Here is a 14,222-nt window from a genome sequence, read left to right as displayed (position 1 = left end):
CTCACGCCGACTCCAGCACGGTCAGGGCCCGGCGCGCCACCTCCCGTCCGATCGGCAGCGACGCCGTGGCCGCGGGGCTCGGCGCGTTGAGCACGTGCACGGCCCGCGCACCCTCCCGGATCAGGAAGTCGTCCACCAGTGTCCCGTCCCGGAGCACAGCCTGCGCGCGCACTCCCGCCGCGGTCGGCACCAGGTCCTCCTCGCCGACCGCCGGGAGCAGTCTGCGCACCGCCTCGGCGAACGCCTTCCGTGACACCGACCGGCGCAGCTCCCCGGCGCCGTAGCGCCAGTGCCGCCGGGCGATGCGCCAGGACCCCGGCCAGGTCAGCGTCCCCGCCAGCTCCCGGGGCCGTACGGTCCCCCATCCGTATCCCTCCCGCGCCAGGGCCGGCACCGCGTTCGGCCCGATGTGCACGTCGCCCGCGATGCCCCTGGTCAGGTGCACGCCGAGGAACGGGAACGCCGGGTCCGGCACCGGATACACCAGCCCCCGCACCAGCTCCGGCCGCGCCAGCTCGTAGTACTCCCCCCGGAAGGGGACGATCCGCACGTCCGGCTCGTCCCCGGTCAGCCGGGCGACCTCGTCGCAGTACAGCCCGGCGCAGTTGACCAGCACCCGCCCGCGCACGACGTCGCCCCGCGCCGTGCGCACGGCCACGCCCCGCTCCGGTCGCCGGTCCACCTGGACGACCCGCGCCCCGTACCGGATCTCCGCGCCCGACGCCCGCGCCAGCTGCCGGGCGACACCGGTGAAGTCGCAGATCCCCGTCGTCCCGACGTGGATCGCGGCCAGGCCGCGCACCTCCGGCTCGTACTCCGCGATCTGGGCGGCGCCCAGCTCCCGCACCGGAATGCCGTTCTCCCGGCCGCGCTGGACGAGGGCGTGCAGGCGGGGCAGCTCCTCCCGCCCGGTCGCGACGATCAGCTTGCCGGTGACGGCGTGCGCGATGCCGTACTCCGCGCAGAACTTGACCATCTCGGCGGCGCCCCGCACCGCGTACCGCGCCTTCAGGGAGCCGGGCCGGTAGTAGATCCCGGAGTGGATGACCCCGCTGTTGCGCCCTGTCTGGTGGCGTGCCGGGCCCGGCTCCTTCTCCAGGACGGTCACCCGGGTGCCCGGCGCGGCGCGCGTGATCGCGTACGCCGTCGACAGGCCGACGATCCCGCCCCCGATCACGAGCACGTCACAGTCGTGAGTGATGTCCGGCCGCACCTGCTCCACCTCCCGGCTTCGATAGTGCACTGCGCCACTGACAATGCCCTCAAACCCGGGGTCCTTCGGCTCGCCGCGCCCGGGCCGGCTCAGGCCGGAGCGACCAGCAGCGGCCGGGCGCGCTCCCGCAGCTCGACCACGCGCGGTTCGTCGCCGTACGGCTCCAGGCGGTGCAGCAGGTCCTTGACGTACTCCGTGGTGCGCGCCGACGAGATGCGCCCGGCCACCTCCACCGCCCGTACGCCCTGCTCGCAGGCCGCGTCCAGGTTGCCCGACTCCAGCTCGGCGACCGCGGACACCACCAGCCGCAGCCCGTGCGAGCGCACGAACTCCTCCGTCGGCTTCGACAGGGCCTGCTCGGTGAAGCGGCGGACCTGGCGGGGCGCCTTCAGGTCGCGGTAGCACTCGGCGGCGTCGGCGGCGAACCGGTCGTAGCCGTAGAAGCCGAGCCAGGACGGGTCGGGGTCGCCCTCGCGGGACCGCTCCAGCCAGCCCTCGGCGGCCTTCAGGGCCGCGCCTGCCGCCTGGGCGTCGCCCGCGCGCGCGTGGGCGCGGGCCTCGACGAGGCGGAAGAAGCTCATGGTGCGGGCGGTGGCCAGGCCGCGGTTGCGCTCCAGGGCGGCCTGCGCGAGGTCGACACCCTCGTCGCCGAAGCCCCGGTAGGTGGCCTGGAGGGACATGGACGCCAGCACGTACCCGCCGAGGGGGACGTCGGCGGCGGCGCGGGCCAGGCGCAGCGCCTGGATGTAGTAGCGCTGGGCGGCCTCCTGCTGGCCGGTGTCGAAGGCCATCCAGCCCGCAAGCCGGGTCAGTTCGGCGGAGGCGCCGAACAGCGCCCGGCCGACTTCGTCGGAGTACGAGCCGAGCAGCAGCGGCGCCGCCTCGACCCGCAGGCACTCCGGCACCATCGACGAACGCCAGTCGCCGCCTCCGTACTTGGAGTCCCAGCGCCTGGCGTCCTCGGCGGCCTCCCGCAGTTTCTGCACGTCGCTGTGGCCGACTTTGAGCGGTGCGCCCGAGCCCTCCGCCGGGTTGGCCTCGCGCGCCACCGAGCTGTCGGCCGGGGTTATCAGCCACCGTGAGGCGGGCGTTGCGTATGCGCTCACCGCGAACGAGCCGGCCAGCGACTGCCAGATGCCGCCGGTACCGGCCCGGCGGCCGGCGAGGTCGAGACGGTACAGCTCCGTCGCCGACCTCACCGCCTGACCGACGTCTCTGGGGAAGGACAGGCCCACTTCCGGCGCGGGGTCCGCGTCCGCCAGACCGATCTCGTGGAGCGGCACCGGGCGGCCGAGCTTCTGCCCGATGGCGGCCGCGATGAGGTGCGGCGCCGCGCCCTGCGGCACCATTCCCTTCGACACCCAGCGCGCCACCGAGGTCTTGTCGTAGCGAAGCGTCAGACCGCGTTGCGCGCCGAGGTCGTTGACGCGACGCGCGAGTCCCGCGTTGCTGATTCCCGCGAGGGCGAGAACGGCGCCGAGCTTTTCGTTCGGCCCGCGTTGCTCCCTGGACATGCGCCACCCCTCGACACAGACGGCTGCCGCGCTGGCATAACCACGCGGCATTCGTAAACCCAGCGTAGTTCGCCGCATCCCAAGCGTTAAGGGGCATTGTTCCGGTTGGCGGGATTGTGGCCCGTACCGAAGTGCGGCCCCTGCACGCTCAGTTGCGGTGTGCTCCCGGTGTGTGGCCGTGCGCCCGCCCGTGCGCTCTTCTCCGGCCAAGGGGGGAGCGGTTCCATGGTGGTCGTGGGTCGGCCCGCTGTACTGGATCCAGTGGGCTGGGGGACACCGCCGCCTCCATCCCCGCGGGCGGCGGAACGGTCCGGGAGGCGAACTCCGCCTCCCGGACTGTCTGTTGTCCGTTCGGTGCGCAGAGCATGTACGGAGCGTGTGCAAGTCCGCCCCTCCCGCGCCGATTTGGCTGAAAATAATCCCCACTTCCCGACGCCCAATACGGCCCTCACCATGGAACTTGACGGCGCGAAGGGCGTCGCGGGGAGCGCATCAGGGGGCGCATTCGCGTCGCAGTAACCCTGCCCCGTAAGGGCGTTGGGCAACCCTCGAGCAGGCGTCGGGCAGGCGCGCGGGGGCGCGTACCACACGGTGAAGGCGGCTCCGCCTCCCCTCCGGCGCGCGTCCTTCGTGGCAGCATGGTGTCCCTGTTCGTGCGGTGCACTGGTGGTCCACAGCCTGTGGAGGCGTCGATGCGGTGGTTGGTGGGATGGAGCAGCACCGCCGCGGGTTCCGCCGCGATCGGCGCCGCGGGCGCCACCGGATTCGACGGCGAGACCGTGCATCCGGTGGGTTCCCAACTCCTGTGGGGCGACCCCGATCCGCTCTGGGCGGTCGGCGACTGGCGCCCGGACGAGGTACGCCTGGTGCGGGCCGACGCCCAGACGAGGATCGCGGTGCTCGGCACCTGCGGAGCATCCGACGAGCAACTGCGGGTCGGCCTGCTCGCCGCGCGCGGCGGCGCCCTGCGGCATCTGACCGCCTGGCCGGGCAGCTACACGGCCGTCGTCCAGGTCGGCCGGCGCGTCACCGTCTGCGGCGACCTCGCCGGCGCCCGCCCGGTGTTCCACACCCCCTGGGCAGGCGGCACCGCCTACGCGACCGCCGCGCTGCCGCTGGCCGACCTCACCGAGGCCAACCTCGACTTCGGGCACCTCGCCGCGCTGCTCGCCGCCCCCGACGTGCCGGCCGCGGTGCACGACTCCACGCCGTACGCCGGGGTGCGGCGCATCCCGCCGGGACACGCGCTGATCCTGCGCGCCGGGGCCCGCGAGGTCGCCGGGTACGAACCGGTCGCCTCGCTCGCCGTGGCGGCTCCGCCGGCCGACCCGGACAGCGCGGTCGGCGCCGTGCGGGACGCGCTGGTCGAGGCCGTGCGCGCCCGGCTGTCCGCACCCCGGCACGTCCCCGACGTCGACCCCGGCCCGGTGCCGGGCATGGGCCCCGCCGAGCGGCGCGCCGCCCGCGGGATGCCGGTGCCGGGGATCGGGGCCGACCTGTCCGGGGGTTCGGCCTCCGGGACGCTCGCGCTGCTGGCGGCCGGGCTGCCGGGGATGCCGGGCACGCTCCTGGGCCACGGCACCGGCGCGGGTGAGCGGCTGCTCGCCGTCACCTTCAACGACCTCACCGTCGGCGGGCGCGAGGCCGAACTGGAGCGGGCCGGGGCGCTCGCGGCCAACCCGCGGCTGCACCACGTGGTGGTCACCGGCGGCGAGGACGTGCTCCCGTACGCCGACCTGGAGGGGCCCCTGACGGACGAGCCCGGGCCGTCACTGGTGACGGCGGCGCGACACCGGGCCCGGCTGGCCTCGGGCAGCGCCGACCACTTCACCGGGTACGGCGCCCGCCAGGTCCTGGACGCGCATCCGGCACGGCTGGCCGACCTGCTGATGGACCGCAAGCGGCGGCATCTGGTCCGCCCGGTCGCCGCGCTCGCCAAGGCCGACGGATCGGTGCTGGTCCCCGCGCGCGTGTACGGAGCCGCCCGGCGGCTGGCGCGGACGCCGTACCGGACGGGCCTGGAGGTGCTCGCCGACCGGCTGCTGCACCGCCGCTTCGACGAGCCCGGGGGCGCGGTGGCTGCGTCGCTGGCCGCGCTCACCTGGGGCAGACCGGGGCCCGCCGCGCGCTGGCTGACCGGCGAGGCGCTGGCTGAAGTATCGGTTCGTCTTCAGGGGGCGACCAGCCGGTCCGGAGTGGGGCCGGGGCAGCGGCCGGGCGACTACCGGGCGCGTGCGGCGCTGGCGCGCCACGCGGCGGACCTGCGGATCCTGGAGCAGGCCGCGGAGATCCGCTCCCAGCGGCTGCACACGCCGTTCCTCGACAACCAGGTCGTCCGCGCGTGCCGGGCCCTGCCGGAGGCGCTCCGGGTGCAGCCGGGGGCGCGGGCGGCGATCCTGCGTACGGTCCTGGAGGGCGCCGGGGTGGGAGAGCTGCCGCCCGGCTGGGGTGCGCCCTCGCACGCCTCGGCGGCGGTGGCGGCGCGGGCGGGGCTGCGGGTGGCCACGGACTCCCTGGTCGACCTGTTCGCCACGCCGCTGCTGGCGGAGGCGGGGCTGGTGGAGGCGCGGGTGGTGCGCAAGGCGTTGCGGGGAGCGGCGGCGGGGGAGCCGATGCCGTTGGACGGGCTGGCGGACCTGGTGTCGCTGGAGATGTGGCTGCGACGGCTGCTGGCGCGTCGGGGGACGTGCTGGACGGGGACGCCCGCACGGGCTCGGGCGGTGCCGGCCGGGATCGCCCCGCAGCGGGGGGCGCTGGCCTCCGGGGCGTGATGGAGGTCCGGGGGCGCGGTGGCTGTCGACCGGTCGGTGCCCGGGTGAAGGCCGAGTCGGCCCAGTCCGCCACTGCCGCGGTGCCGAAGGCGTCGTGCGGCACCACGGTCCCGCGTACGGAGCTGCGGCCGGCGAGGCTCACGTGGACCGGGACGGCCGGGGCTCCGCCGCGAGGACGCCCGGGCTCCACAGCCTGACGCCGTCCGCGTACACGGCGAAGGAGACCCTGCCCAGCCCGGCCGTCCGGTCGTCCACACCGACACGGGTGTCGTGGGCCGAGCACGCGCGGTCGAGGTCGACCGTGACGGAGGACGCGCCGTGGACCGTCACCCCGCGCGCGTACCGCTCGCCGTCCACCGACAGGCCGTAGCGCCGCCACACCCAACTGCTTCCGGCGAACCGCATCTCGGGGGCGGTGCCGTTCTCGTCCGTGGGGAACCGGCGGAGCGCCGTACCGAACTTCACCCGAACGGGGAACGCCACCCGCCGGTCGCACGGCGGGGCGGCGCTTCACCCCGCCGTGGCGTGACCCGTCCCGTAAGGAAGGAGCCCTTCCCGGCTCACGCCGGCCGCGACCGCAGTCCCTCCAGCAGGATGTCCAGGAGCCGCGCCGAGGCGGCCGCCTGCTGGGCGGCGTCCGGCAGCGAGGGGGCCGCCGTCGCAATGACCAGCAGGACGTCCGACACCGACACGTCCGGGCGCAGCTCACCCGCCGCGCGAGCCCGCTCCACCAGCCGGCCCACGACCTCGAGCAGTGCCGCCGCCCCCGCGTCGTCGCCCGAGGGGAGCGCCGCGGTCTCGTCCGGCACGAGGCGCAGTTCCCCCGAGGCCGGCTGTGTCCGCTGCTGCGGCACCCGTGGCTCGGCCGCCGGTCCCGCCGCGTCGTCCGCGACCCCTACCCGCAGCACCTGCGGCGGCAGCAGCCGCCCCGCGCCGGAGGCCACCGATGTGCGCAGGAAGCGCGCGAGCGCCGACCACGGTTCGTCCTCCTGGCCGAGCGCGGCCCGCGCCTGCTCGGTCAGCCGGGAGGTCTCCTCCTCGGCTATCCGCCGCACCAGCACGTCCTTGCTCGGGAAGCGCCGGTACACCGTGCCGACGCCGACCCGCGCGCGCCGCGCCACGTCCTCCATGGGCGCGCCGTACCCCAGCTCGCCGAAGACCTCGCGCGCCGCCCGCAGCACGTGCTCCAGATTGCGCTGTGCGTCGACGCGCAGCGGCGTCGTCCGTGACCCGCCCCCGCCCCCGCGTCCGGCGCCCGCCGCGCTCATCGCCGCGCTCATCGCCCCGCCGACGGGCGCGACGGCCTGCGCGGTGGACCAGTGAGAGTCCTGAATGTGCATAAGTGATCCCCCGGTAATGACGTCTCCCCCCGGAGACTCTCCCCGCCACTGAAATCCGGGATGCACGGAACGGGCACGGTGCCCGCACGGGCCCGCCCAAGAGATCCCCCGGTGGGACCTCGCGGACTCGTCCGGTCACATGCCCTACACCCCGTCGACACACGAACATAGTTGAGAGGGGGTCAATTCAGAAGGGGGAGGTTCCGCACAGAGCGCCCCTCGATCGGAGTACGAGCCGCATACGTCCGGATTGCGCCCCCTTCCGCACCCCGGCTCACACCCGCTGACCTGCGCGCCTTCCCCACACTCCGACGATTCGGCCAACCCTGGCCGGCTCGGCCTCCCGGTCACACAATTCGCCGGGGCTGTGGACAAACGAGAGCGCCGGGTGCGTCATGGGGTGGTGAAGGAACGTGCGCGCATTCTCGTTGTCGGCGGCGGCTACGTCGGGATGTACACGGCCCTGCGCCTGCAGCAGCGGATGAAACACGAGCTCAGGCGGGACGAGGTCGACATCACGGTCGTGACGCCCGACCCCTACATGACCTATCAGCCGTTCCTGCCCGAAGCGGCCGCCGGCGCGATCTCCCCGCGCCATGTCGTCGTACCGCTGCGCCGCGTGCTCGGCCAGTGCCACCTCGTCGTCGGCGAAGTGACGTCCATCGACCACGCTCACCGCACCGCGACGCTGAGCACCCTCGCCACGGAGGAGGGCGCGGCGGCCGAGAAACTGACGTACGACGAACTCGTCCTCGCCCCCGGCTCCGTCTCGCGCACCCTGCCCATCCCCGGTCTCGTGGACTACGGCATCGGCTTCAAGACCGTCGAGGAGGCCATCGGCCTGCGCAACCACGTCCTCGAGCAGATGGACATCGCCTCCTCCACCCGCGACCCCGCGGTCCGCGACGCCGCCCTCACCTTCGTCTTCGTCGGCGGCGGCTACGCCGGAGTGGAGGCGCTCGGCGAACTGGAGGACATGGCCCGCTACGCCGCGCGCTACTACCACAACGTCAAGCCCGGGGACATGAAGTGGATCCTCGTCGAGGCCTCGGACCGCATCCTGCCCGAGGTCGGCGAGGAGATGGGCCGCTACACGGTCTCCGAACTGCGCCGCCGCAACATCCAGGTCCTTCTCGAGACCCGCCTCGAGTCGTGCGTCGACCGCGTCGCCGTGCTCAGCGACGGGCAGCGCTTCCCCACCCGTACGGTCGTGTGGACCGCCGGCGTCAAACCGCACCCGCTGCTCGCCGCCACCGACCTCCCGCGCAACGGGCGCGGCCGGCTGAAGTGCACGGCCGAGTTGCGGATCGACGGGGTCGAACACGCCTGGGCCGCGGGCGACGCCGCCGCCGTCCCCGACGTCACCGCGGAGGACCCCGGCAGGACGACCGCCCCCAACGCCCAGCACGCGGTGCGTCAGGCCAAGCTCCTCGCCGACAACATCGCGCACACCCTGCGCGGCGAGCCCCTGGAGACGTACGCGCACTCGTACGCCGGTTCGGTCGCCTCGCTGGGGCTGCACAAGGGCGTCGCGCAGGTCTACGGGCGCAAGCTGAAGGGGTACCCTGCGTGGTTCATGCACCGCGCCTACCACCTCAGCAGGGTGCCCACCTTCAACCGCAAGGCCCGCGTGCTGGCCGAGTGGACGCTGGCGGGCCTCTTCAAGAGGGAGATCGTCTCCCTCGGTTCACTGGAACATCCCCGCGCGGAGTTCGAACTGGCGGCCGGGGGAAAGCATCCTCTCGACCCCCACATCAACCCGAAGGGGTCGTCCTGACCGGACCGAGGAACTCCTGCGGACGCCCCGGCGTCTGACGGATGTCGGTGCGGTCGGCCACACTGCCAGACTGATCCATGACCGTGGCGGTCCCACGACCGCGCGCGGTCGGCCGCCCGTCCTCGAACACCCCGACGCTTTTCCCCTGTGCCGCACCCGGGACAGCGAGAACTGCGGCCACCGCCGCACGGCCCCGACACCCCGGCCCGGCCGGAGCCGACCTGAGACGACGACACGAGGCAAGGATTCGTGAACTTCACGCGCTGGAGCGCCCGGCTCCCCGGAACGCAGCGCCGCGCCGCAGCGCGGACCGATCTCGCGGCCTCCCCGGACCGGCGGGGGGACGGCTCCGTGCCCTCCGCCCGCGCCGCACGGCGGGCGGGCGGGGTGTGCGCGCCCGCCGTCGACGAACTCCCCGCGCGCGAAGTCCTCGACCGCGTGCCCGCCCTCGTCGCCCTCGTCCACGGCCCCGACCACCGCATCGCGTACGTCAACGACGCCTACGCGGCGGCCTTCGGCGGACGGCCGCTCGGCGAGCCCGCCCGCGACGCCCTCCCCGAACTGCGCGAACTGGGCCTGCTCCCGCTGCTCGACCAGGTGCTGCGCAGCGGCAGACCCCGCACCCTGAAGTCCCGTCGCGCACCGGACGGCCGCTCGTACACCTTCACGTGCACCCCGGTCGCCGAGACCGGCCCCGTTCCGGGTCCGGAGGGCCGAGGCGGCTCCCCGGCCGAGATCCGCACCCCCGCCGCCCCGGCCCCGGAGGACGGCGGCGCCCCCGGCGCGGACGCCGCTTCCACCCACACGAGCCCGGACGGCCGTACCGGCGTGAAGGCCGACGGGCGCGGCGGTCCGGTGGCGGTGGGACGTGGCGGCCCGGGCCCGGAGGTCCGCGGTGGGGCGGACGGTCGTACCGCCGCAGCCGCCGACGGACGCGGCGGCCTCGGCGTGCTGGTCTTCGCCACCGACGTCACCGACCACGCCGAGGCCGCCGAACGCCTGCGCGCCAGCGAGCGCCGCCAGCGCGAGACCGCGGTCACCCTCCAGCGCTCGCTCCTCCCGCAGGTCCTGGAGCAGCCGGACGACCTGCGGATCGCCGCCACCTACCAGCCCGGCGGCACCGAGGCCGCGGTCGGCGGCGACTGGTACGACGTGATCACGCTCGGCGGCGGCCGCACCGCGCTGGTCATCGGCGACGTGATGGGCAGGGGCGTCCGGGCCGCCGCGGTCATGGGCCAGCTCCGTACCGCGGTCCGCGCCTACGCCCGCCTCGACCTGCCCCCGCACGAGGTGCTCCAGCTCCTCGACGGCCTCGCCGCGGAGATCGACGCCAATCAGATCGCGACCTGCGTGTACGCCGTCCACGACCCGAACGAGGGCCGGCTGGTGTACGCCTCCGCCGGGCACCTGCCCATCCTGGTCCGCGACGAGAACGGCACGGTCCTGCGCGCCGACGAACCCACCGGCCCGCCCCTCGGCACCGGCGGCTGGGTGCACGCCTCCGGCTCGGTCCCGCTCGGGCCCGGCTCCACGGCGGTCCTCTACACCGACGGCCTGGTGGAGCGCCGCGACGAGGACCTCGACGAGGGCATCGCGGCGTTGGAGCGCGCCCTCGCCGGCGCCACCGGCACCCCGCAGGTGGTCTGCGACCGCCTGGTCCGCTCGGCGGGCGTCCAGGCGGACCACTACGACGACGTGGCGGTCCTCGTCCTCCAGCACCCCGCCCGCACGGGCCCGGAGAGCGAACTGTTCCGCAACGCCGCGCTGGAACTGCTGGGCGGAGTGGAGGCGGCCCCCCGCGCGCGTGCCTTCGCCTCCGGCGTCCTGACCAGCTGGCGCTTCCCCGTGGAACTGCACGACCTCGGCGTCCTCGCGGCGAGCGAACTCGTCGCCAACTCCCTCCAGCACGGCACCCCGCCGATGCGGCTGCGCCTGCGGCGCACCGACCGCCGTCTGATCGTCGAGGTCACCGACGGCGACGACCACCTGCCGAGACGGCGCCGCGCGGAACCGGGCGACGAGTCGGGCAGGGGCATCGCGATCGTCGCCACCATCGCCTCGAACTGGGGCTCGCGCAGGACGCCGGGCGGCGGGAAGGCGGTCTGGTGCGAGTTCGCGCTGCCGCGCACGGCCGGATGACCCCCGGCTTCCGCCCCGGCCCCCGCCCCGGACCCGGCGGCGGAGGGGCGGCGGGAGGCGCACACGAGAAGGTCGCACGGGTGGGCGGGCAGCGCGGCGTCTAGGCGCGGCCGTCCAACGGTGCTAGTAGCTCACCATGGCAGACGCACCCGGATTCCAACTCAAGGGCAGCGCCCCCGAGCGCTACGAGCAGTACGTCGCGCCGATCATGGCGCCCTTCGTCACCGCACTCCTGGACGCCGTCGACCTCTACCCCGGCGCCGTGGTCCTCGACCTCGCCTGCGGTACCGGCTTCGCCGCCCGCGCGGCCGCCGCCCGGGTCGGCCCGTCCGGCCGGGTCTTCGGCGCCGACGTCAACGAGGGCATGCTCAAGGTCGCCGTGGCCCGTCATCCGCGCATGTACCCCGACATCGAGTTCACCGCGGCCCCCGCCGACCGGCTCCCCTACGCGGACGCCACCTTCGACGCGGTGGTCTGCCAGCAGGGCGCCCAGTTCTTCCCCGACCTCGACGCTGCCCTGGCGGAGGCCGCCCGCGTCACCCGTCCGGGCGGCCGTTTCGCGGCCACCGTCTGGGCGGACCGCGCCCTCTCCCCCTACTTCGACGCGCAGTACGCGGTCATCGAGCAGTACGGCGGCCCGGACGTCGCCGAGAGCTACGCCGCGGCCCTCGCCTGCACCGCCGACCGCTTCACCGCAGCCTTGCGGACCGCCGGCTTCCATGACGCCACCGCCCGCGAGACCACCTTCGGCATCACCCTGCCCCCGCTGGCCGAGTACGGCCGCGGCCAGCTCTCCGTCACCCCCTGGGGGCAGGAGATCCTCGACACCCGGGGCGAGGAGATCCTGGCCGAGGCGGGCCGTGCCCTCGCCGACCGGCTCGCCGGCCACACCGCCCCGGACGGCACGGCCACCCTGCCCTTCACCGCGACCCTCACCACGGCGGTCCGCTGACACGACCGGGTCCACGGCACACGACGGGGCGGCCGCCACCCGAAGGTGACGGCCGCCCCGGACCCCGAGGGGTCACGCCTGCGCGGTCACCGGCTCGGCAGCCGCCCCACCCCGGGCGACCACGCGGCTCCGCGCGCCCCACGGATGATCCTGTACGGCGGTGAGCCGCCGCCCGAGCCGCAGCGCGAGCACCGAGATCCCGAGCGAGAACAGCAGGAACGTCACCACGTACGGCGCGTGCAGTGAGGCCCCCATCGGGCCGCCCACCGCCGGGCCGATCGCCAGCGCGAGCTGCTTCACCAGCGCGAAGGCGGAGTTGTACTGCCCCGCCATCCCGGTCGGCGCCAGATCCGCCACCAGCGGCGCCACCGTCGGCGACAGCATGGCCTCACCCAGCCCGAACAGCGCGTACGTCGACACGAAGGCGGCCGTCGCCATCGTCCGGCTGCCGTGCCCCAGCCCCGCGTACGCCGCCGCGGCCCAGGCCACCGCCCACACCAGACCCACGACCGCGATCACCCGCGACCGGCGGCGCCGCTCGACGAACCGCAGCACCGCGAACTGGGCGACCACGATCATCAGCGTGTTCGCCGCCAGCGCCGTGCCCAGCGCGGACGTCGAGATCCCGGCGGCCTCCACGCCGTAAGCGCTCAGCCCCGACTCGAACTGGCCGTAGCAGGCGAAGAACAGCACGAAGCCCAGCACGCACAGCTGCACCATGGCGCGGTTGCCGAGCAGCTCCCGCCAGCCGCCCTTCGCCGACGCGGCCGGCGCCTCCTCGATACGCGGCGCATGCGGCATCCGCACCGTCGCCGTCACGACGACCAGCAGCAGGAACACCGCCGCCTCGAGCGAGAACAGCAGAGTGAACGAGGAGACGCGGGAGGTGTCCACGAGATGCCCGCCGATGAGACCGCCCACCCCGAGCCCGAGGTTCTGCAGGAAGAACTGCGTCGCGAACGCCCGCGACCGCGTCTCGGCCGACGAGCAGTCCACGATCATCGTCGCCAGCGCCGGCTGCATCACGGCCTGCCCGGCCCCCAGCGCCACCGCCGACAGCAGCACGGTCGCGGCACTGCTCGCCAGTCCCAGGCTCAGTGCGCCGAGCGCGGCGGTGACCAGGGCGGCGAGCAGGACCGGCAGCGGGCCGCGCCGCACGATCGCCCGTCCGGCGAACGGCAGCACCAATAGCGCGGCCACGGCGAAGGCGGCGAGGACCAGCCCTGCCGTCGTGGCTCCCAGCTCCCGCACCTGCGCCACATAGACGTACAGGTAGGGGACGGTGAAGCCGAGCCCGAACGCGCTGAGTGCGTTGCCCACGTGGATCCGGCGCATCGCTGCGCCCATCGCCCTGGTCACGTTCACCTCTCTCGAGTAGTCGCCTGAGTAGTTGGAGGCCTTCAGTAGTTACTCCTGAAGACTTCGAAGCTAAAGTTCGAAGCTAAACAGTACACCTGGAAGGACTTCAACGCCAAGCGGGCCCGTGCCATACTGCGGCCATGGGCGACACCTCCGGCAGCCTCGGCGAACCGACACTCGAAGAGCAGATCGCCGCCTACCAGCGCGAGTTCCAGGACCTCGACCCCCAGGTCGAGAAGATCGTCTCCGCGCTGTCCCGGCTGAACCGCCGGATGAACGTCGCCTACGGCCGCCAGACCTCCGCGCTCGGCATCAGCAACGCCGAGTGGGAGGTCCTCAAGGCCCTCGTCCTCTCCGGCGCTCCCTACCGCATGGGGCCGAGCGATCTGGCCAAGCGTCTGGGCCTCACGCCGGCCGCCATGACCCACCGCATCGACCGCATGGTCGGCGAGGGTCTGGTCACCCGGGAGCGCGACGAGACCAACCGGGTGCGCGTCATCGTGGAGCTGACACCCGAGGGGCGGGAGAAGTGGCTGGAGGCCATGCGGTTGGCCTCGGTCTTCGAGGAGGATCTCCTCCAGGACCTCGCCCCGGAGGAGCGCACCACCCTCGGCGATGCCCTGACCAGGCTTCTTCGCAGGGTGGAGCACGCGCAGCCGGACGCCGGCGGGCGGCTCAGCGATCTGGACTGAAAGATCTTGACAGTCGGGACTTGACAGCCCCCTGTCGGATCCGTAACGTTCTTCGGGTTGCCACCGAGCCGTAACGGTTCTCCGGCAGCACCTCCCGCCGCATATGCGGCACACAAACCACCAGCACGATCTCCCAACGGGATTGTTTTCGGCGTGCCCGAATTCAATTCGAATGGGACTCGTCGATCTTGACCGGATCCACTCAGGGTCCGATTGGGAATCGCCGGGCGGATCCGCTAAGGTTTGAGACGTCGGAACGGCCCAACGGCCGGGAAGACAAGCCCCGCTGACTGGGGGTCAGGTCGAGAAACGATCTGATAGAGTCGGAAACGCCGGAAAGGGAAACGCGGAAGCGGGAACCTGGAAAGCACCGAGGAAATCGGGTCGGAAAGATCTGATAGAGTCGGAAACGCAAGACCGAAGGGAAGCGCCCGGAGGAAAGCCCGAGAGGGTGAGTACAAAGGA

The 14,222-nt window shown here is 73.8% G+C and carries 10 protein-coding genes; 5 read left to right on the top strand and 5 right to left on the bottom strand.

Annotated elements, in window-relative coordinates:
- Window position 1 precedes the first annotated feature (1 nt).
- Window positions 2-1,243, bottom strand: a complete 1,242-nt coding sequence (lhgO, locus tag ACF1A5_RS30965; protein WP_392196189.1) for an L-2-hydroxyglutarate oxidase — start codon at window positions 1,241-1,243, stop codon at window positions 2-4.
- Between the two features lie 59 nt (window positions 1,244-1,302).
- On the bottom strand, window positions 1,303-2,727 hold the full coding sequence (locus ACF1A5_RS30960; RefSeq protein WP_392196188.1) for an MFS transporter: 1,425 nt from the start codon (window positions 2,725-2,727) through the stop codon (window positions 1,303-1,305).
- A 692-nt stretch (window positions 2,728-3,419) separates the two neighbouring features.
- Between ACF1A5_RS30960 and ACF1A5_RS30955 the strand changes: the two genes are divergently transcribed.
- A complete protein-coding gene (locus ACF1A5_RS30955; RefSeq protein ID WP_392196187.1) occupies window positions 3,420-5,498 on the top strand; it encodes an asparagine synthase-related protein in 2,079 nt (692 codons plus the stop codon).
- 138 nt (window positions 5,499-5,636) lie between these two features.
- Here ACF1A5_RS30955 and ACF1A5_RS30950 read toward each other — a convergent pair whose 3' ends face one another.
- Together ACF1A5_RS30950 and ACF1A5_RS30945 are read right to left on the bottom strand one after the other, a co-directional pair.
- Window positions 5,637-5,981, bottom strand: a complete 345-nt coding sequence (locus tag ACF1A5_RS30950; protein WP_392196186.1) for an NPCBM/NEW2 domain-containing protein — start codon at window positions 5,979-5,981, stop codon at window positions 5,637-5,639.
- Window positions 5,982-6,058: 77 nt separating this feature from the next.
- On the bottom strand, window positions 6,059-6,838 hold the full coding sequence (locus ACF1A5_RS30945) for a TetR/AcrR family transcriptional regulator (RefSeq protein ID WP_392196185.1): 780 nt from the start codon (window positions 6,836-6,838) through the stop codon (window positions 6,059-6,061).
- A gap of 400 nt (window positions 6,839-7,238) precedes the next feature.
- Between ACF1A5_RS30945 and ACF1A5_RS30940 the strand changes: the two genes are divergently transcribed.
- From ACF1A5_RS30940 to ACF1A5_RS30930, 3 genes are all read left to right on the top strand, one after another.
- Window positions 7,239-8,615 carry an NAD(P)/FAD-dependent oxidoreductase gene (locus tag ACF1A5_RS30940; RefSeq protein WP_392196184.1) on the top strand — a complete coding sequence of 459 codons (1,377 nt, stop codon included), beginning with the start codon at window positions 7,239-7,241 and terminating at the stop codon, window positions 8,613-8,615.
- Window positions 8,616-8,864: 249 nt separating this feature from the next.
- Window positions 8,865-10,754 (top strand): SpoIIE family protein phosphatase, encoded by a 1,890-nt coding sequence (locus ACF1A5_RS30935; protein ID WP_392196183.1) that lies wholly within the window; start codon window positions 8,865-8,867, stop codon window positions 10,752-10,754.
- Window positions 10,755-10,890: 136 nt separating this feature from the next.
- Entirely contained in the window at window positions 10,891-11,706 is an 816-nt protein-coding gene (locus ACF1A5_RS30930) for a class I SAM-dependent methyltransferase (protein WP_392196182.1), read from the top strand.
- Between the two features lie 72 nt (window positions 11,707-11,778).
- On the opposite strand, the gene ACF1A5_RS30925 is transcribed toward ACF1A5_RS30930, so the two are convergent.
- Entirely contained in the window at window positions 11,779-13,041 is a 1,263-nt protein-coding gene (locus tag ACF1A5_RS30925) for an MFS transporter (protein ID WP_392196237.1), read from the bottom strand.
- A gap of 164 nt (window positions 13,042-13,205) precedes the next feature.
- Here ACF1A5_RS30925 and ACF1A5_RS30920 point away from each other — a divergent pair, with 164 nt between their 5' ends.
- Window positions 13,206-13,757 carry a MarR family winged helix-turn-helix transcriptional regulator gene (locus ACF1A5_RS30920; RefSeq protein ID WP_392196181.1) on the top strand — a complete coding sequence of 184 codons (552 nt, stop codon included), beginning with the start codon at window positions 13,206-13,208 and terminating at the stop codon, window positions 13,755-13,757.
- Window positions 13,758-14,222 lie beyond the last annotated feature (465 nt).

This window comes from Streptomyces sp. NPDC014864 (assembly GCF_043081525.1).
Lineage (GTDB): Bacteria > Actinomycetota > Actinomycetes > Streptomycetales > Streptomycetaceae > Streptomyces.
The sequence above is the reverse complement of the archived record's forward strand: the minus strand, read 5'-3'. Positions and strand labels throughout refer to the sequence as shown.

Excerpts from the sequence above, each read along its gene's own strand:
- ACF1A5_RS30960 (WP_392196188.1), bottom strand. The coding sequence starts at position 2,727 with ATGTCCAGGGAGCAACGCGGGCCGAACGAAAAGCTCGGCGCCGTTCTC.
- ACF1A5_RS30955 (WP_392196187.1), top strand. The coding sequence starts at position 3,420 with ATGCGGTGGTTGGTGGGATGGAGCAGCACCGCCGCGGGTTCCGCCGCG.
- ACF1A5_RS30945 (WP_392196185.1), bottom strand. The coding sequence starts at position 6,838 with ATGCACATTCAGGACTCTCACTGGTCCACCGCGCAGGCCGTCGCGCCC.
- ACF1A5_RS30930 (WP_392196182.1), top strand. The coding sequence starts at position 10,891 with ATGGCAGACGCACCCGGATTCCAACTCAAGGGCAGCGCCCCCGAGCGC.
- ACF1A5_RS30925 (WP_392196237.1), bottom strand. The coding sequence starts at position 13,041 with ATGCGCCGGATCCACGTGGGCAACGCACTCAGCGCGTTCGGGCTCGGC.
- ACF1A5_RS30920 (WP_392196181.1), top strand. The coding sequence starts at position 13,206 with ATGGGCGACACCTCCGGCAGCCTCGGCGAACCGACACTCGAAGAGCAG.